The organism is Parvibaculum sp. (genome assembly GCF_045863935.1).
In the GTDB taxonomy this organism is placed as follows: domain Bacteria; phylum Pseudomonadota; class Alphaproteobacteria; order Parvibaculales; family Parvibaculaceae; genus Parvibaculum.
Genome location: NZ_BTVP01000034.1, coordinates 20,193 through 36,145, shown reverse-complemented (window position 1 = coordinate 36,145; position 15,953 = coordinate 20,193). Strand labels below are relative to the sequence as shown.

At 62.9% G+C, this 15,953-nt stretch carries 15 protein-coding genes; 9 read left to right on the top strand and 6 right to left on the bottom strand.

Annotated features, from left to right (window positions below):
* The first annotated feature begins 135 nt into the window (after nucleotides 1–135).
* Nucleotides 136–576, top strand: a complete 441-nt coding sequence (locus ACKUUH_RS13610) for a MaoC/PaaZ C-terminal domain-containing protein (RefSeq protein ID WP_407950456.1) — start codon at nucleotides 136–138, stop codon at nucleotides 574–576.
* Nucleotides 577–581: 5 nt separating this feature from the next.
* A complete protein-coding gene (locus tag ACKUUH_RS13605; RefSeq protein ID WP_407950455.1) occupies nucleotides 582–1,091 on the top strand; it encodes a GNAT family N-acetyltransferase in 510 nt (169 codons plus the stop codon).
* Between the two features lie 124 nt (nucleotides 1,092–1,215).
* On the opposite strand, the gene ACKUUH_RS13600 is transcribed toward ACKUUH_RS13605, so the two are convergent.
* Complete coding sequence (locus ACKUUH_RS13600) at nucleotides 1,216–2,418, bottom strand: acyl-CoA dehydrogenase family protein (RefSeq protein ID WP_407950454.1); 1,203 nt, start codon at nucleotides 2,416–2,418, stop codon at nucleotides 1,216–1,218.
* Between the two features lie 27 nt (nucleotides 2,419–2,445).
* Nucleotides 2,446–3,363, bottom strand: coding sequence for an oxygenase MpaB family protein (locus tag ACKUUH_RS13595; RefSeq protein WP_407950453.1), 918 nt, complete (start codon nucleotides 3,361–3,363; stop codon nucleotides 2,446–2,448).
* A 188-nt stretch (nucleotides 3,364–3,551) separates the two neighbouring features.
* On the opposite strand from ACKUUH_RS13595, the gene ACKUUH_RS13590 reads away from it, so the two are divergent.
* Nucleotides 3,552–4,124 carry a TetR/AcrR family transcriptional regulator gene (locus tag ACKUUH_RS13590; RefSeq protein WP_407950458.1) on the top strand — a complete coding sequence of 191 codons (573 nt, stop codon included), beginning with the start codon at nucleotides 3,552–3,554 and terminating at the stop codon, nucleotides 4,122–4,124.
* Nucleotides 4,125–4,127: 3 nt separating this feature from the next.
* Here the strand turns inward: ACKUUH_RS13590 and ACKUUH_RS13585 are convergent, their stop codons facing one another.
* Nucleotides 4,128–5,339 carry an acyl-CoA dehydrogenase family protein gene (locus ACKUUH_RS13585; protein ID WP_407950452.1) on the bottom strand — a complete coding sequence of 404 codons (1,212 nt, stop codon included), beginning with the start codon at nucleotides 5,337–5,339 and terminating at the stop codon, nucleotides 4,128–4,130.
* Between the two features lie 271 nt (nucleotides 5,340–5,610).
* On the opposite strand from ACKUUH_RS13585, the gene ACKUUH_RS13580 reads away from it, so the two are divergent.
* A complete protein-coding gene (locus ACKUUH_RS13580; RefSeq protein ID WP_407950451.1) occupies nucleotides 5,611–7,440 on the top strand; it encodes a potassium/proton antiporter in 1,830 nt (609 codons plus the stop codon).
* A gap of 79 nt (nucleotides 7,441–7,519) precedes the next feature.
* Nucleotides 7,520–8,290 carry an SDR family NAD(P)-dependent oxidoreductase gene (locus tag ACKUUH_RS13575; protein WP_407950450.1) on the top strand — a complete coding sequence of 257 codons (771 nt, stop codon included), beginning with the start codon at nucleotides 7,520–7,522 and terminating at the stop codon, nucleotides 8,288–8,290.
* 132 nt (nucleotides 8,291–8,422) lie between these two features.
* Here the strand turns inward: ACKUUH_RS13575 and ACKUUH_RS13570 are convergent, their stop codons facing one another.
* Nucleotides 8,423–9,163 carry a type 1 glutamine amidotransferase gene (locus ACKUUH_RS13570; protein ID WP_407950449.1) on the bottom strand — a complete coding sequence of 247 codons (741 nt, stop codon included), beginning with the start codon at nucleotides 9,161–9,163 and terminating at the stop codon, nucleotides 8,423–8,425.
* Nucleotides 9,164–9,172: 9 nt separating this feature from the next.
* A complete protein-coding gene (gene pip / locus ACKUUH_RS13565) occupies nucleotides 9,173–10,141 on the bottom strand; it encodes a prolyl aminopeptidase (RefSeq protein ID WP_407950448.1) in 969 nt (322 codons plus the stop codon).
* Between the two features lie 327 nt (nucleotides 10,142–10,468).
* Here pip and ACKUUH_RS13560 point away from each other — a divergent pair, with 327 nt between their 5' ends.
* From ACKUUH_RS13560 to ACKUUH_RS13545, 4 genes are all read left to right on the top strand, one after another.
* Nucleotides 10,469–12,457: a ribonucleoside-diphosphate reductase subunit alpha gene (locus ACKUUH_RS13560; protein ID WP_407950447.1), complete on the top strand. Its 1,989-nt coding sequence runs from the start codon at nucleotides 10,469–10,471 to the stop codon at nucleotides 12,455–12,457.
* A 174-nt stretch (nucleotides 12,458–12,631) separates the two neighbouring features.
* Nucleotides 12,632–13,591, top strand: coding sequence for a ribonucleotide-diphosphate reductase subunit beta (locus ACKUUH_RS13555; RefSeq protein ID WP_407950446.1), 960 nt, complete (start codon nucleotides 12,632–12,634; stop codon nucleotides 13,589–13,591).
* 153 nt (nucleotides 13,592–13,744) lie between these two features.
* Nucleotides 13,745–14,113 (top strand): HU family DNA-binding protein, encoded by a 369-nt coding sequence (locus ACKUUH_RS13550; protein WP_407950445.1) that lies wholly within the window; start codon nucleotides 13,745–13,747, stop codon nucleotides 14,111–14,113.
* A 123-nt stretch (nucleotides 14,114–14,236) separates the two neighbouring features.
* Nucleotides 14,237–15,205 (top strand): hypothetical protein, encoded by a 969-nt coding sequence (locus tag ACKUUH_RS13545; protein WP_407950444.1) that lies wholly within the window; start codon nucleotides 14,237–14,239, stop codon nucleotides 15,203–15,205.
* On the opposite strand, the gene ACKUUH_RS13540 is transcribed toward ACKUUH_RS13545, so the two are convergent.
* Nucleotides 15,202–15,837: a glutathione S-transferase family protein gene (locus ACKUUH_RS13540; RefSeq protein ID WP_322312221.1), complete on the bottom strand. Its 636-nt coding sequence runs from the start codon at nucleotides 15,835–15,837 to the stop codon at nucleotides 15,202–15,204. The genes ACKUUH_RS13545 and ACKUUH_RS13540 overlap by 4 nt on opposite strands.
* Nucleotides 15,838–15,953 lie beyond the last annotated feature (116 nt).

Sequence of the window (15,953 nt, the reverse complement as noted above, 5' to 3'; positions counted from 1 at the left end):
TCGCAAAGTCATAGCCTTGAACCAGCCCGGAAAAATTTAAACCGGACAGCAGTGGACTTGACCGGGCCATCCACGTCTTGCTTTCTTCGCGCCGCTCTTCACGGCATGTATGCTGAAGAAAACGGGAGGAACCACATGCGTTACTTCGACGATTTTGTTGTGGGCGAGCGCCACGACATTCCCGCACGCTATGAAATGACGAAGGACGAGATTGTCTCTTTCGCGACGAAATGGGACCCGCAGCCCTTCCATATCGACGATGCCGCCGCCGCGAAGTCCGTCTACGGCACGCTGACGGCCTGCGGCACGCATGTGCAGGCGGTCGTGCTCTGGCTTGCGTCGCGCCTGCCCGAGGAAACGGCGGTGATCGGCGCGCTCGGCTATGACGAGGTACGTTTCCTGAAAGCGGCCAAGCTCGGCGACACGCTCCGCCTCGTCATCGAATGCATCGAGACGAAACCGTCCTCCTCGAAGCCGGACAGAGGCGTCGTGAAGAACCGCCACATCCTGATGAACCAGAACGACGAGACGATCTTCACTCAGACGACGACATTGCTGATCGCGCGGAAGGCTTGAAGCCGATGGCCGGTCCGACTGCTTATCGAGAAACCGAGCGGCTCCGCTTACGCCCGGCGCGACTTGCGGATGCTTCGGCGCTCATGCCGATTCTCGGCGACAGGAAATCGCGCCCCTACACGTTCAACATCGAGTCGCTACGTGAATGCCGTCGCCACATCGCAGCGAATGAATGCCAGCGCAGAAAGTTGGGCTACGCCTTGTGGGTTGTCCTAGAGAAGGCGGACAGTCGCGTGATTGGATTCGGTGGGCTCTATGACGACCCCTTCGATACAGGTTGGGGTCCGGAAATCGCCTATCACTTTTTGCCGGATGTTCGCGGAAGAGCATATGCAACCGAGTTGGCGCGCTATTCGCTAACGGTAGCCCGCGAGCTGAATCTTCCTGAAGTGAGAGCCTTCGCGCATCCGGACAATATCGCTTCCATGCGTGTGCTGGAGAAAGCGGGATTCGTCGAGGAGCGGTTCGTACCTAGGATGGACCGGTTTCTGTACCGGCGCAAATTATCTACCTAAGTCGTCATGGCCCGGCTTGTCCGGGCCATCCACGTCTTTGGCGACGTTCACGAAAGGAAGACGTGGATGACCCGCCTGAAGCGGGTCATGACGCGTATGGGGATGCGATGAATCAGGTTTGCTCCTAAAGCCCCAACACCAGCTTCGCCATGATGCCGCGCTGAACTTCGTTCGAGCCGCCATAGATCGAAGCGGCGCGGTTGTTGAGGTAGGTCGGCATGAAGACCATGCCTTCCGCCGGGCCGATGGGATCGACATTGGAGCCCGGCATGCGCGCATCATGCTGGTCGGCGCCTGCATAGAAGGCGATGGTCTCGATGGCGATTTCGTCGAGGCGCTGGCGCATTTCCGTGCCGCGCGTCTTGAGCATGGAGGAGGCAGGGCCGGGGTTCTTGCCGCCTGCAAGCTCCGCCATCACGCGGTGCTCCGTCATCTCCATCGCCTTCACCTCGATGGCGGCCTCGGCGATCTTGCGCGCGAATGTCGCATCGTCGATGAGCCGCTTCCCGTCGTCCGACCTTTCGCTCGCTGCGACTTCCCTGATCTTTTCGATGCCGACTTCGAGCGAGGCCGCGAAGGCGCCGCCGCGTTCGAATTCGAGAAGATACTTCGCGACCGTCCAGCCCTCGTTTTCCGCGCCGACGCGGTTCTTCTTCGGCACGCGCACATCGTCGAAGAAAACCTGGTTCACTTCATGTTCGCCCGCGAGCGTGATGATCGGCTCGACCTTGATGCCGGGCGTCGTCATATCGAGGAGAAGGAACGTAATGCCCTGCTGCGGCTTGCCGCTCGCATCCGTGCGCACAAGGCAGAACATCATGTTCGCGAAATGCGCATGCGTGGTCCAGATCTTGGTGCCGTTCAACACATAGTGGTCGCCATCGCTCACCGCCTTCAGCTGCAGCGAGGCGAGGTCCGATCCCGCGCCCGGCTCCGAATAGCCCTGGCACCAGTAATCTTCGCCCGCCAGCATGCGCGGCAGGTAATAGTCCTTCTGTTCCTTCGTGCCGAACTTCATCAGCATGGGTCCGCACATGCGAAGCCCCATGGGCGACAGGTTCGGCGTGCCGTAGCGTGTGCATTCGGACGCCCAGATATATTTCTGCATCTCGGTCCAGCCCGTGCCGCCATATTCGACCGGCCAGTTCGGCGCCACCCAGCCTTTCTTGTAGAGAATCCGCTGCCAGGCGAGATTCCACTCCTTGTCGGTGAAGACCGATGTCGTGAGCTTGCCCGCCTGCGCCAGTTCCGGCGTCAGGTTTTCATCGAGAAAGGCGCGCACTTCGTCGCGGAAGGCGGCGTCCGCCGGCGTGAGATCGAGATTCATTTTTCTGCTTCTGTTTCGTGTCGGTGGTCAGCGCAGACAGTCTGTCGAGACTCCCATGCGGCGGCAAGCCTGATGCGCCGGTGAACTCGTCGCAAAACGCATCGCAAAGCTCGCCGTGTTGGCGAGTGCCCGCACCGCCGGCCGCACCATCGGCCTTGCCGCTGCGGAAACCGCGACGCCGCATTGCCTCTGCAGATGATCCGGCAGCAGATCGATCGCTGCCTGCGTGATGAGCCGCTGCACGGGCTTGCCGACGCTGCCAAGCGGCGTTGCATTGCGCACGAGCTCGAGAAACTCATGCACGGTGTCGTTCGCATAAAGTCGCGGCGTCATCTCGGCCATGTAGGCGTCCATCTCCGCCCTGGAGGCCGGCACCCATTCCGCGCCGAAGCCTTTGCCGATCGCTTCGCCTTCCCGGTAATAGCGGTCCTCGTCCTCACGGCTGAGCGTCGGATCGCCATAGCGCTTGTAGGCATTGAGGAACCCCCAGGCCGCGGTCACATGTACCCAGGCGAGAAGCCCCGGGTCCATCGCGCGATAGGCGTCCCCGTCATGCGTCGTTCCCGTGACGCGTTCATGCATGCGCGTCACGCGCTGAAACGTCATCTCCGCCATCTTTGTGGGACCGTAGGTGACGGCCGCCGCCGCCATGCCCGTGCGCTCCATCCGGCGGATCGGATCGACCTTGAATGTAGAATGGTCCCACACGCCCGCGCGCACATGTTTTTCGGCAAGCTCCAGAATGACGGCTGCGATGCCGCCGACCGCGCTGACAATCGGGTTCGCGCTCACTTTCCAGCCCATCGATCCGGGGCCGAGCAGGCCGGGATCGCCCTCCGGCTTGGAGAAATCGAGGCGCGGCATCGGGCTGCTGTAGTCGCGCTGTGCGGCCGCTTCTGCGCCGTCGCGCTTCAATGCCGGTGCGGTGTCGCTGTGAACTGACATGGACGCCTCTCTCCCTTTTTGCCCTTCCGTCTCCGCCATGAATATAATCCAAGTAATTGCTCGGAAAACTCGGGTTTGGGATAGCCTCCAGCCGCCCTTGCCAGGGAACCGCTGAAAGTCGCCAAATGCCTGATCTGAAACCGAAAAAGCGGCCAAAATAGGCCCGCTCCAGGGCGAATTTCGACGCCATCGTCGATGCAGCTGCTCGGCTTTTGCGGGAGCGAGGCTACGAAGCGCTGACGACGAACCGCATCGCCGAGCAGGCGGGTGTCGGTATCGCGACGCTCTACGAATTCTTCCCCAACAAGGAGGCGGTCGTCGCCGAGCTCGCCGCCCGTCTGATGGCGCGGGTCGAGGCGAACATGGAGCAGGCCTTTTCGGAAGCCTCCGGCCTGGAGCCCTGGCCTGCCGTCGTGCATATGACGCGCCGCGCCGTCGGATCGCTCGTCGAGGAGCGTGACGTCTTCCGCGTGTTGCTCCGGCAGGTTCCCTTCGTGCCTCTACTCTCCGCCGTGGTGGAAACGCGTGCGGCACTCGCGGCCCTCTCTCAGCGCGTGCGCATCCGTGCCGCAGGCGCGCTCGACCTGCCGATGCCCGAAGAAGACACCTGGCTCATTTCCGAGATGCTCTACAACGCGATCCTTGAAGTCGCGTTTCTCGACGTGAGCGAAAGAAAACGCGCCGAACTCACGAAGGAGCTGGCGCGTCTCACTTACCGCATGGCCGTCGGCCGCGACCCGGAGGTGGCGGTGGGAGACTGAGGCTCAAAGCCCCAGCACCGCCTTCGCCATGATGTTGCGCTGAACCTCGTTCGATCCGCCGAAAATCGTCTGCGCACGCGCATTGAGAAACTTCGGCACGACCATCAGCGAGTGATCCGGCCCGACCGGCGGCACGTTTGCGCCCCAGGTCCGGGCTTCCATCAGGTCCGGCTGCGCGTAATAGGCAATCGCCTCCACGGCCAGTTCGGTGATCTTCTGGTTGGTGTCCGCGCCCCGGAGCTTGATGATGGAGGCGGCCGCGCCCGGGTTCTGTCCGTTGGAGAGCTGCGACATGATGCGGTGCTCGGTGAACTCCACCGCCGTCACTTCCACATCGGTTTCGTCAAGCTTGCGCCGGAAGGCGGGATCGTCGATCAGCTTCGAGCCGTCGCTGCTGTGTTCGGTGCTCGCCACCACACGCAGCTTGTTCAACGCGTTACGCAGGTTCGCGCCATGTGCCGCGCCGCCGCGCTCGAATTCGAGCAGGTACTTGGCAACCGTCCAGCCATTGTTTTCGGCGCCGACGCGGTTCTTCTTCGGCACGCGCACGTCGTCGAAGAAGACCTGGTTCACCTCGTGATCGCCCGCAAGCGTGATGATCGGGTCGATCTTGATGCCCTTGGCGGGGAACTCGTCGATCAGGATGAACGAAATGCCTTCCTGCTTCTTCGCCGCATTGGGGTCGGTGCGCACGAGGCAGAACATCTTGTTCGACTGATGCGCGCCTGTCGTCCAGAGCTTGGTGCCGTTGACGATGTAATCGTCGCCATCAGACGTCGCGCGGCATTGCAGGCTTGCGAGGTCCGAGCCGGAGCCGGGCTCCGAATAGCCCTGGCACCACCAGTCGGTCCCGTCGAGGATGCGCGGCAGGTAATAGGCCTTCTGCTCGTCCGTGCCATGTCCCATCAGCGTCGGGCCCACCATGCTGAGGCCCATATTGGAGCTCACGGGCGCGCCGGCGGCGGCGCATTCGGACGCCCAGATGAAGCGCTGCATCACGTTGAAGCCCGCCCCGCCATATTCCTTCGGCCAGCTCGGCGCGGCCCAGCCGCGCTTGTGGAGCCGTTTCAGCCATTCGACGCGCAGATCCTGGTCGGCCAGAATGCCCGGCGTCAGCCGCGCATGGGCTTTCAGGTCGTCCGTCAGGTTTTCCGCAAGAAACGCCCGCACCTCGTCGCGAAACGCGACATCCTCGGGCCGCATGGCGAGATCCATCCCCATTCCTCCATTTATTGTTTTCGGCGATGCCGCTTGTTTCCCCCGAGAATAGGGGCAATGGCGCGTGCCGTCACAGACAATTTGTCAGCGCCGCCTGCGCATCTGCGAACAGCGAAACCGCGGCGGCGCGGGCAATCCCGGGCTCCTTGGGGTACACTCATCCTCAGCGCTTTTTCGTGATTCGAGGGATTTCTGTTCCGATTGGCCGCAATGCCCATGCAGTCGGCCCTGCGGTCGGCGGGACCCGCATGAGTATTGGTGTCATCGCATGGATTTTGCCAACCAGATCATTCTGGTTTCTGCGGGTCTGATCACGTTCTCGATTTTTGCGGGTGTTCTGTCCTCGCGGATCGGCGCGCCGCTGCTGCTTGTTTTCCTCGCCTTCGGCATGCTGGCGGGCGAGGACGGCCCCGGCGGCATCGTCTTCGACGATTTCGCCGTCGCCTATCTGGTCGGCTCCTTCGCGCTGGCGCTCATCCTCTTCGATGGCGGCCTGCGCACGCACCGCGACGCGCTGAACCGTGCCTTTGGGCCGAGCCTTGCTCTCGCCACCATCGGTGTCGTCCTGACGGCAGCGACCACCGGCTTGGCCGCCAAGTACCTCTTCGGGCTCGGCTGGGCGGAGGCTTTCCTGCTCGGCGCGATCGTCGGTTCGACCGATGCCGCTGCGGTCTTTTTCCTTCTCCATCTGCGCGGCCTTCGTCTGAAGGCACGTGTCGCCGCGACGCTCGAAGTCGAATCCGGCATCAACGATCCGATGGCGATCTTCCTGACCCTCGCGCTCGTCGGCATTGCCACCGCAAGCCACAGCATCGCCGATTGGGAAGATGCCGCCGGCTTCCTGCTCGATTTCCTCTGGCAGATGCTGGGCGGTGTTCTGTTCGGCATCGCGGGCGGTGCGCTGGTGTTGCGGGCGGTGAACCGGCTGCAGCTTTCCGCCGGACTTTATCCGATCCTTGCCGGCGCTCTGGCGCTCCTCGTCTTTGCAGTGGCGCAGGCGGCGGAGGCGAGCGGTTTCCTCGCGGTCTACATCGTCGGCTTTACCATCGGCAACAACCCGCACCGCGCAACGAGCGAGATTTCCCGCTTCTCGGATGGCGTCGCCTGGCTGTCGCAGATCTGCATGTTCCTGATGATGGGCCTGCTGGTCACGCCGTCCGCGCTTCTGCCGCTTTTCTTTCCGGCGCTTGCCGTGGCGCTCATCCTCATCCTCGTTGCGCGCCCCGCTGCCGTCTGGCTGTGTTTGGCGCCGTTCCGCTTCAGTCCGAAGGAGACGGCCTTCGTGTCCTGGGTCGGCCTGCGCGGCGCTGTCCCGATCTTCCTCGGCACGATCCCTGTCCTCTCCGGCGTCGAAGGCGCTGAGACGCTTTTCAGCATCGCCTATGTGATTGTTCTCGTCTCCCTCATCCTGCAGGGCTGGACCGTGCCGCTTGTCGCCCGCGCCGCCGATGTCGAGCTGCCGCCGCGCCCGGCGCCGGACCGCCGCGTCGAACTCGATCTGCCGGCCGGCAAGGGAAAGAGCGTCGTCGCCTACACGGTCGATCCGATGAGCCTTCTGCTCCGGCGCGGCATCAACCGCCTGCCGCTGCCGGTCGGCGCGACTGTGATCTCGGTGATGCGCGACGGCGTGGTGCGGACGGAGGGACTCGACCAGGGCGTCAAGCCCGGCGATGTCGTGATGATCCTCACCACCGCCGGCATGATCCCGACGCTCGATCGCCTGTTCGGTGCTCGGCGCGCGCGCACCCGCGCGAAGGATGTCGGCACGGTCGACTTCATTCTGGACGGATCGGCAAGCGCTGCCCTCGTCGCCGATTTGTACGGCCTCGACTTTGAGCCGGAGGAGCGCGCGCTGTCGCTTGAGGAGTTCATGCGCTCCCGCCTCGGCAAGGACATCAAGGAAGGCGCGCGAACGCGCGTCGCCGGCGTGGCGCTTGCGGCACTACAGGTGCAGGACGGTGCGGTGCGCCAGGTCGGCCTCGATCTCGATCCGCCTCAGGAGGAAAAATTCGTGACACGGCTCCGCTCCCGTGCGCGAGAGGCGCTCCGCTCCCTGCGGGTTCTCTTCATTGCCGACGATCCCCGAGGACCTTTCTGATAGCCATCCACCGGATTGACCTCGAAGCCATGCGGTCTACAGTCGCCGCCAGCGAAATTTTCCAAAGGAAGGATGCGTCATGGATCTCGGTCTCAAGGGCAAGAAGGCGATTGTCACGGGTGGCACGCGCGGCATCGGCCGCGCCATCGCGGAAACGCTGGCAGGCGAGGGCGCCGATATCGCCATCTGCGCGCGCCATCAGGACCAGGTGGACGAGGCCGTCGCCGCGCTTTCGAAGAAGGGCGTGAAGGCGACAGGCGGCACAGCCGACATCGCCGACGGCGAAGGCCTGAAGAAGTGGATCGCCGAAGCGGCGAAGGAACTTGGCGGTCTCGACATCATCATCGCCAATGCGAGCGCGCTCGCGCAGGGCAATGACGAGAAGAGCTGGCGCGCCTGTTTCGAGATCGACGTGCTGGGCGCGGTCCACGCATTCGACGCGGCGCTCCCCTTCCTCAAGGAGGCGGGTCAGAAGTCGGGAGATGCCTCCGCGATCTTCATTTCCTCGATTTCCGCCGCCGAAAGCGACAGCGGCGGCGCCTATGGCGCGCTCAAGGCCGCGCAGATCCATCTGGCGAAGGGTCTCGCCCGCGAGCATGCCGGCGCCCATGTCCGTGTGAATACGGTCTCTCCCGGCACGGTCTATTTCAAGGGTGGCGTCTGGAACATGGTCGAGGAGCATATGCCCGACATGTTCAAGCAGGCCATGTCGCGCAACCCCACCGGCCGCATGGCGACGCCGCAGGACATCGCCAACGCCGCCGTCTTCCTCGCGAGCCCCGCCTCCTCCTTCACTACCGGCACGAACCTCGTGGTCGACGGTGCCATCTCGCGGCGCGTGAATTTCTGAGCACTTCGTTTATCACGGCGTCATGGCCCGGCTTGTCCGGGCCATCCACGTGTTTCCTCTTTCCGGGATTGCTGCAAAGACGTGGACGGCCCGAATAAATCGGGCCGTGACGAATTGTTGTAACTGGAGAGGCTACTCCGCTAGCCCCATCCAGCGCCGCATGACGCGCCGGGCGAACTCTTCCTGCGCGTCGAGCGATGCCGCGATCTGCGGCTCGATCAGCGCGGCGATCTCCTCGCGTGGCACCTGTAATGCGTTGGCGCGGTAGTCCGACCAGCCGTCGAGAATCTCCCGCGTCACTTCGAGATGAAACTGGAAGGCATAGGTCTTGCCGCCCACGCGGAACGCCTGATTGGGACAGGTCTCGCGCGTTGCAAGCCGCGTAACGCCCTCTGGCAAATCGAAAGTGTCGCCATGCCAGTGCATGATGCGCAGCCCGTGTGGCGCGTCGTGGAGCAACGGATCGCCGGAGGCGGCGGCCTCCCATGTCTGCGGCAGGAAACCCCATTCCTCGTGGGTTTCGAGCTTCTCCTTCATCCTGTAAACCGGCGCGCCGAAAGCGCTCGCCACGATCTGCGAGCCGAGGCAGACGCCCATCACCGGCTTTTCCGCCTCGTGAAAGCGCCGCACCAGCTCTCGCGCCTGGCCGATGAAAGGGTAGGCCGCCTCTTCGTAAACGCCCATTGCGCCACCCAGCACGACAAGCGCGTCAAATGCTTCATCCGTTGCCGGCACGTCGCGCACCTCGCCCGTCGTCAGGTCGCGCCGTTCCACCGTGTGAATCAGCTGTGCCTCCGCCCCGGCGTTCCTTGCTTCGTCGAGAAGCACGCCGGGCGGGGAATCGAGAGCGTTGACGAGATAGAGAATGCGCATCGCGGGCGATCAGAGCGTCGCGAAGCGGTCGCTCGCGCGCACCATCACATCGACAATGCCGGGCTCCGTCGCCGTGTGGCCGGCATCCGGCACGATGTTGAGCTCCGCGTCGGGCCAAGCCTTCGCAAGTTCCCATGCTGTGAACATCGGTGTCACCACGTCGTAGCGGCCTTGTGCGATCACGCCCGGAATGCCTTTCAGCTTCCCCGCCTCGCGGATGAGCTGGTCCTGCGGTTCGAACCATCCCTTGTTCATGAAGTAGTGGCACTCGATCCGCGCGAAGGCGAGGGCGAAGTGCCCGTCGGCGAAGCGCTTCACGCGCTCGGCGTCGGAATAGAGCGACAGCGTCGTCCCCTCCCAGATGCTCCATGCCTTGGCGCAGGCGATCTTTTCCGCCTCGTTGCCGCCGGTGAGCCGCTTGTAATAGGCCGCCATCAGATTGCCGCGCTCGGCCGCGGGGATCGGCTCGACGAAGCCCTCCCAGGCATCGGGGAAGAGCGCGTCCGTTCCCTCCTGATAGAACCAGTCGAGCTCGCGCTTCCGCAGCGTGAAGATGCCGCGCAGGATGATCTCGGTGACGCGTTCTGGATGCGTTTCGGCATAGGCGAGCGACAGCGTCGAGCCCCATGAGCCGCCGCAGAGCTGCCATTTGCCGATGCCGAGATGCGCGCGGATGCGCTCCATGTCGGCCACCAGGTCCCATGTCGTGTTCTCGCGCAATTCGGCATGGGGCGTCGACTTTCCGCAGCCGCGCTGGTCGAACAGGATGATGCGATAGGCGTCCGGATTATGCGTTCGCCGCATGGTGGGATTCGTTCCGCCGCCGGGGCCGCCATGCACGATGATGACGGGCTTGCCCTTCGGGTTGCCGCTCTCCTCGAAATAGATCGTGTGCAAATCGGAGACCTTCAGCGTCCCGGTCCGGTAGGGCTCGATCTCGGGGTAGAGAGGGCGGCGGTCGGCGGTGGTGTCGGGCATGGGCTGTCCTTGGTACGCGGCGGGGGCTGAATCAACTCCTTGAATATGCATCGAAAATTCGCTGCGCCGCCAGCTTGCGGGTGCGGCGTTTACCATTTTTTTGCTTCTCGTCCCACACTACCGATTGACCTCGGGGAACAGACGGATACTATATCTGGACGCGCCGCGCTTCGCGGGGGAACTTCTCGAGCGGCGGCGCAATCTCGGAATCAAGCGAGTCCTGCCCGGTGTAGAGGGCAGAAAGACGGCGAGTGGCCACCCGCTCGCCGGATAGGAATTTTTTGCCCGCTGAGATGCGGCGAAGCAGGGCAGACCGGGGACCAGAACATGCTGAACGACACGTCGAAAGCGGTAGATATGAGTGAGGTTGAGGCCAGCGTATCGGCAATCATCACGGGCGAACGGGCGGTGAGCCGCGTGCGCGCTGAATCGCGGCGCGCGGCCGAGCCCGAAATGGTATTCGGTGATCAGTATCAGGCCGTCCAGCTTGGCGGCCGGCCCCGCGTGAAGGTGGATCATGGGCGCGATGCGCTGCTGACCGAGTTCGGCAAGGCGACCCTGCGCGACCGTTATCTGATGCCCGGCGAGTCCTATCAGGACATGTTCGCCCGCGTCGCTTCCTTCTATGCCGACAAGGACGACGCGGCCCATGCCCAGCGTCTCTACGACTATATCTCGAAGCTCTGGTTCATGCCGGCGACGCCCGTCCTGTCCAATGGCGGTACGCAGCGCGGCCTGCCCATTTCCTGCTTCCTGAACGAGGCGAGCGACAGCCTCGACGGCATTGTCGGCCTCTGGAACGAGAATGTCTGGCTCGCGGCCAAGGGCGGCGGCATCGGCTCCTATTGGGGCAATCTGCGCTCCATCGGCGAGACGGTCGGCGGCAACGGCAAGACCTCCGGCATCATTCCCTTCATCCGCGTGATGGATTCGCTGACGCTCGCCATCAGCCAGGGTTCGCTGCGGCGCGGTTCGGCGGCGGTCTACCTGCCGATCGACCATCCCGAGATCGAGGAATTCATGGAAATGCGCCGCCCGACCGGCGGCGATCCGAACCGCAAGGCGCTCAACCTCCATCACGGCATTCTCGTGTCGGATGCCTTCATGCGCGCCGTCGAGGCGGATGCCGAATGGGCGCTGCTCTCGCCCAAGGACAAGACGGTCCAGAAGACCGTCTCCGCCCGCTCGCTCTGGATCAGGCTGCTCACCTCGCGCATCGAAACGGGCGAACCCTACATCGTCTACAAGGACACCGTGAACAACGCGCGTCCCGAGCACCACAAGCTCGCCGGCCTCGAGGTCAAGACCTCGAACCTCTGCGCCGAGATCACGCTGCCCACAGGCATCGACCAGCATGGCGAGCAGCGCACGGCCGTCTGCTGCCTCTCCTCGCTCAATCTCGAAACCTATAATGAGTGGCAGGACCACCCGACCATCATCGAGGACGTGATGCGCTTCCTCGACAATGTCCTGCAGGACTTCATCGACCGCGCTCCCGGCGAAATGGCCCGTGCTAAATACGCCGCCGCGCGCGAGCGTTCGGTCGGTCTCGGCGTCATGGGCTTCCACTCCTTCCTTCAAGCCAACATGATCCCCTTCGAAGGCGTCATGGCGAAGGTCTGGAACAAGCGCATGTTTGCCCGCATCAAGGAAGGTGTGGACGCGGCATCGAGGAAGCTCGCCGAAGAGCGCGGTGCCTGCCCGGATGCCGCCGAATACGGCTTCGACGAGCGCTTCTCCAACAAGACGGCGATCGCGCCCACCGCCTCGATCTCGATCATCACCGGCGGCACCTCGCCGGGCATCGAGCCCATCGCGGCGAACTCCTTCACGCACAAGACGCTGTCCGGCTCCTTCAACGTCCGCAACCGTCACCTGACGAAGCTGCTGGAACAGAAGGGCCGCAACGACGACGACACATGGTCCTCCATCGTGACGAGCGGCGGTTCGATCCAGCATCTCGATTTCCTGTCGGACGAGGAAAAGGACGTCTTCAAGACGGCCTTCGAACTCGACCAGCGCTGGGTCATCGAGCACGCGGGCGACCGCGCGCCGATGATCGACCAGGCCCAGTCCGTGAACCTCTTCCTCGCCGCCGACGTTCACAAGCGCGACCTGCACGGCCTCCACATGATGGCCTGGAAGCATGGCGTGAAGAGCCTCTATTACTGCCGCTCGCTCTCGATCCAGCGCGCGGAAAAGGCGGAAGTGATTTCGCTCGTGCCCGCGAAGAAGCTCGACGTGCTCACCCTCGACCGGGTCGCGGCCGAGGCGCAGGAAGAGAACAAATACGAAGAATGCCTCGCCTGTCAGTGAGGTTGTGAAATCATGGCCCGGTCGCAAGGCCGGGCCATTCTTGTCTCTGAAATCCAGTCTCGTCATTGCGAGCGAAGCAAAGCAATCCATAAAGCGGCAATCTCGGAACCGGATTGCCTCATCGGCAAAGCCTCCTCGCAATGATGCCGAACCAAAGAACCGGGAGCCCGTCCCATGTCCCTTCTCGAAGAACGCCACGTCTACAAGCCCTTCCGCTATCCCTGGGCCTATGAAGCCTGGCTCACGCAGCAGCGCATCCACTGGCTGCCGGAGGAAGTGCCGCTGGCCGACGACGTGAAGGACTGGTCGAAAAACCTCACCGACGGCGAGCGCAACCTGCTCACGCAGATTTTCCGCTTCTTCGTGCAGGCCGATGTCGAGGTGAACAACTGCTACATGAAGCATTATTCGCGGGTCTTCAAGCCGACCGAAGTGCAGATGATGCTCGCCGCCTTCTCGAACATCGAGACGATCCACATTTCCGCCTACAGCCACCTGCTCGACACGATCGGCATGCCGGAAGCCGAATACGAGGCCTTCCTGAAATACGAGCAGATGAAGACCAAGTTCGACTACATGCAGGAATGGGGCGTCGACACCAAGGAAGACATCGCCAAGACGCTCGCCGTCTTCGGCGGCTTCACGGAAGGCGTCCAGCTCTTTGCCTCCTTCGCCATCCTCATGAACTTCCCGCGCTTCAACAAGATGAAGGGCATGGGGCAGATCGTGACATGGTCGGCCCGCGACGAGTCACTTCACACGGTTTCCGCCATGAAGCTTTTCCGCACCTTCATCGACGAGAATCCCGAAATCTGGACCGACCGGCTCCGCAACGACATCTACAAGGCCTGCGAGACCATCATCCATCATGAGGATGCCTTCATCGACCTAGCCTTCGAAATGGGTGGCGTCGAAGGTCTCTCGGCGCAGGAAGTGAAGGATTACATCCGCTACATCGCCGACCGTCGCCTCGTGCAGCTCAATCTCCAGCCCATTTACCGCACGGAAAAGAACCCGCTGCCCTGGATGGACGAGATGCTGAACGGCATCGAGCACACCAATTTCTTCGAGAATCGTGCCACCGAATACTCGAAGGCATCGACGCGCGGCACCTGGGACGAGGCTTTCGACTGACATGTTTGCATGGCCGCGGGCGCGAAATGCCCGCGCCACAGGCACTTTTCAACAGTTTTTCGCTCCGATGCCCGCCAGATATGAACTTATCGCTTGGCCGAATCGCGCGACTCAGTGAAACTCGATCTCGAACTTATCCGAGGGAATTCAAACATGGCCACTAAACCCGCTGCCAAAAAGGCACCCGCCAAGGCACCAGCGAAGGCACCTGCTGCTGCCGCTGCTGCAAAGAAGACCGCCACGGCGCCGACGGTGCCGATGTCGAAGCTGATCGCCGAACTTGCCGAGAAGCACGGCATGTCGAAGAAGGCGGCGACCGAACTCTTCGGCGACTTCGTCGAACTGACGGTGAAGAACCTGAAGAAGGGCAACAAGGTCCGTCTGACCGGTCTCGGCATTCTGCAGGTGCGCAAGCGCGCCGCCCGTATGGGCCGCAACCCGGCGACCGGCGAAGCCATCAAGATCAAGGCCTCCAAGAAGGTTGCTTTCCGCGTTGCGAAGGACCTGAAGGAAGCGATCTGAGGCGCTGCCTTACGCGCTTTTGAAGTCACGAAAACCCGGTTCCGTGAGGAGCCGGGTTTTTGCATTCCGGTGCGGCGCCGAATGCTCCCAAAAATGTCACAATGGCCGTCTAGCTATTGTCCCATGCGTATAATCCTCGCCGCCTTCATCGCCTTCTTCCTCGCGTCGCCCGCTTGGGCCGAGCCTGTCTGCGTCACGCGCGAGGAGGCCGCGCCCGCCCTCTCCCTCCTGTCGGATGCGATGACTGGCGGCCGCTTCGCCGCCTATCAACCGGTGGAACTCGCGGTCTGGGACGGCAATCCGGTTCAGGCGAGCGAGATTTCGATCCGCGAGGATTTGCGGACGCTGCGTCCCTGGTTCGACGGCCTCGTTACCTACGGCTCACACAGTGGCGCGGAACTCATCCCCGGCATAGCGAAGGAACTGGGCTTCCGCGCCGTCGTCATGGGCATCTGGAACCCCGATGACGACCGCGAAGTCGAAAACGCGCTCGCCGCGTGGAAGAACCATCCAGACATCGTGGTCGGCGTTTCGCTCGGCAACGAGATCGTCTTTGGCCGCCGCGGCACATGGGAGGGATATGCGCGTGCCATTGGCAAGTTCCGCGACAGGGCTCCGTCGCTTCCTCTGACCGTCACCGAACCCTTCGCGACCTTCCTCGACGATCCGGAGGCGAAGCCCGTCCTCGCGAAGCTCGATTTCATGGCGGTGAACATCCACCCCGTCTTCGAACCTTGGTTCAAGGACGCGCCGCCCTTCAACTGGGCGGATTTCGTGGTGCAGGCGGGCAGGCGCCTCGCGGCGGAGGCTTTTTGCGGGCCGATCCTCGTCAAGGAAACGGGCGTGCCCACCGCCCCGGCGGAGGAAGGCTTCACACCTGAAAGGCAGCGCGACTTTTATGTCGAGCTCGCGAGGCAGTTGCCGCCATCCCGCCATCTCGCCTTTGCATATTTCTCGGCCTTCGATGCTCCCTGGCGCGTCTACGACGAGAGCGCGGTTGCAGGCCACCACCCGGAAGAGGCCCATTGGGGCCTCTTCACGGAGAAACGTGAGCCGAAGCCCGTCATGGAAGTTGTACCGCGTCTCGACTAGGCGCGCGCCTGCTCGTCGAGCGGCACGTTCGCTGCCGCCTTTTTGAAAGCGGGCCGCGAGGAGATGCGCTCGTAATAATTCACGACATTCGGGAAGGGATCGAGGCTCACAAAGCCCTTCGCGAGGTGCACGCTGTAGCCGACATTCGTGTCCACCGTGCTGAACCCGCTTTTAAGCAGGTAGTCGCGGTCCTTCAGATGCGCGTCCACCACCTCGAGCGATTTCTCGAGCCGGCGCGATTCGAGCTTCTGCACCACGGGTGAGCGGTCTTCCTTCGCGATGAAAACCTTCTGCTGCACGAGGCTCGCGCCATGCACGGCTATCGTCTCCGCATAATGGAGCCAGATCAGCCATTCGGTGCGTTCTGGATGGCCGGGCGCGCGGTGCAGCTTTCCCTCCGGGTCGTAATGCTCGCCGAGATATTGCGCGATGGCGCCGGATTCGAACACCGATACCCCGTCATCGACAAGGCAGGGGACGCGGCCGAGCGGCGAGATGGAGAGATATTCCGGCGTGCGCAATCCCTCCATGCTGAAGGGAAGCTCCTTCAACTCGAACTCGATCCCCATTTCATGAAGCAGCCAGAGCGAGCGCATGGAGCGCGCACCGTTGCAGTGATAAAGCGTGAGCATTCCGTTCCCTGTCGGTTCTGTTTTCGGCAACTCTAGTGCATTTTGCAGGCCGTGCGGCAGGATTTTGCGGCTCTTGCCCGCCGCGCCCGAGCGTCTACACTCCGCGCCCGGCAGCG

What these genes read in the sequence shown, in the direction of transcription:
- ACKUUH_RS13610 (WP_407950456.1), top strand. Translation starts at nt 136, where the DNA reads ATGCGTTACTTCGACGATTTTGTTGTGGGCGAGCGCCACGACATTCCC.
- ACKUUH_RS13605 (WP_407950455.1), top strand. Translation starts at nt 582, where the DNA reads ATGGCCGGTCCGACTGCTTATCGAGAAACCGAGCGGCTCCGCTTACGC.
- ACKUUH_RS13600 (WP_407950454.1), bottom strand. Translation starts at nt 2,418, where the DNA reads ATGAATCTCGATCTCACGCCGGCGGACGCCGCCTTCCGCGACGAAGTG.
- ACKUUH_RS13595 (WP_407950453.1), bottom strand. Translation starts at nt 3,363, where the DNA reads ATGTCAGTTCACAGCGACACCGCACCGGCATTGAAGCGCGACGGCGCA.
- ACKUUH_RS13585 (WP_407950452.1), bottom strand. Translation starts at nt 5,339, where the DNA reads ATGGATCTCGCCATGCGGCCCGAGGATGTCGCGTTTCGCGACGAGGTG.
- ACKUUH_RS13580 (WP_407950451.1), top strand. Translation starts at nt 5,611, where the DNA reads ATGGATTTTGCCAACCAGATCATTCTGGTTTCTGCGGGTCTGATCACG.
- ACKUUH_RS13575 (WP_407950450.1), top strand. Translation starts at nt 7,520, where the DNA reads ATGGATCTCGGTCTCAAGGGCAAGAAGGCGATTGTCACGGGTGGCACG.
- ACKUUH_RS13570 (WP_407950449.1), bottom strand. Translation starts at nt 9,163, where the DNA reads ATGCGCATTCTCTATCTCGTCAACGCTCTCGATTCCCCGCCCGGCGTG.
- pip (WP_407950448.1), bottom strand. Translation starts at nt 10,141, where the DNA reads ATGCCCGACACCACCGCCGACCGCCGCCCTCTCTACCCCGAGATCGAG.
- ACKUUH_RS13560 (WP_407950447.1), top strand. Translation starts at nt 10,469, where the DNA reads ATGCTGAACGACACGTCGAAAGCGGTAGATATGAGTGAGGTTGAGGCC.
- ACKUUH_RS13555 (WP_407950446.1), top strand. Translation starts at nt 12,632, where the DNA reads ATGTCCCTTCTCGAAGAACGCCACGTCTACAAGCCCTTCCGCTATCCC.
- ACKUUH_RS13550 (WP_407950445.1), top strand. Translation starts at nt 13,745, where the DNA reads ATGGCCACTAAACCCGCTGCCAAAAAGGCACCCGCCAAGGCACCAGCG.
- ACKUUH_RS13545 (WP_407950444.1), top strand. Translation starts at nt 14,237, where the DNA reads ATGCGTATAATCCTCGCCGCCTTCATCGCCTTCTTCCTCGCGTCGCCC.
- ACKUUH_RS13540 (WP_322312221.1), bottom strand. Translation starts at nt 15,837, where the DNA reads ATGCTCACGCTTTATCACTGCAACGGTGCGCGCTCCATGCGCTCGCTC.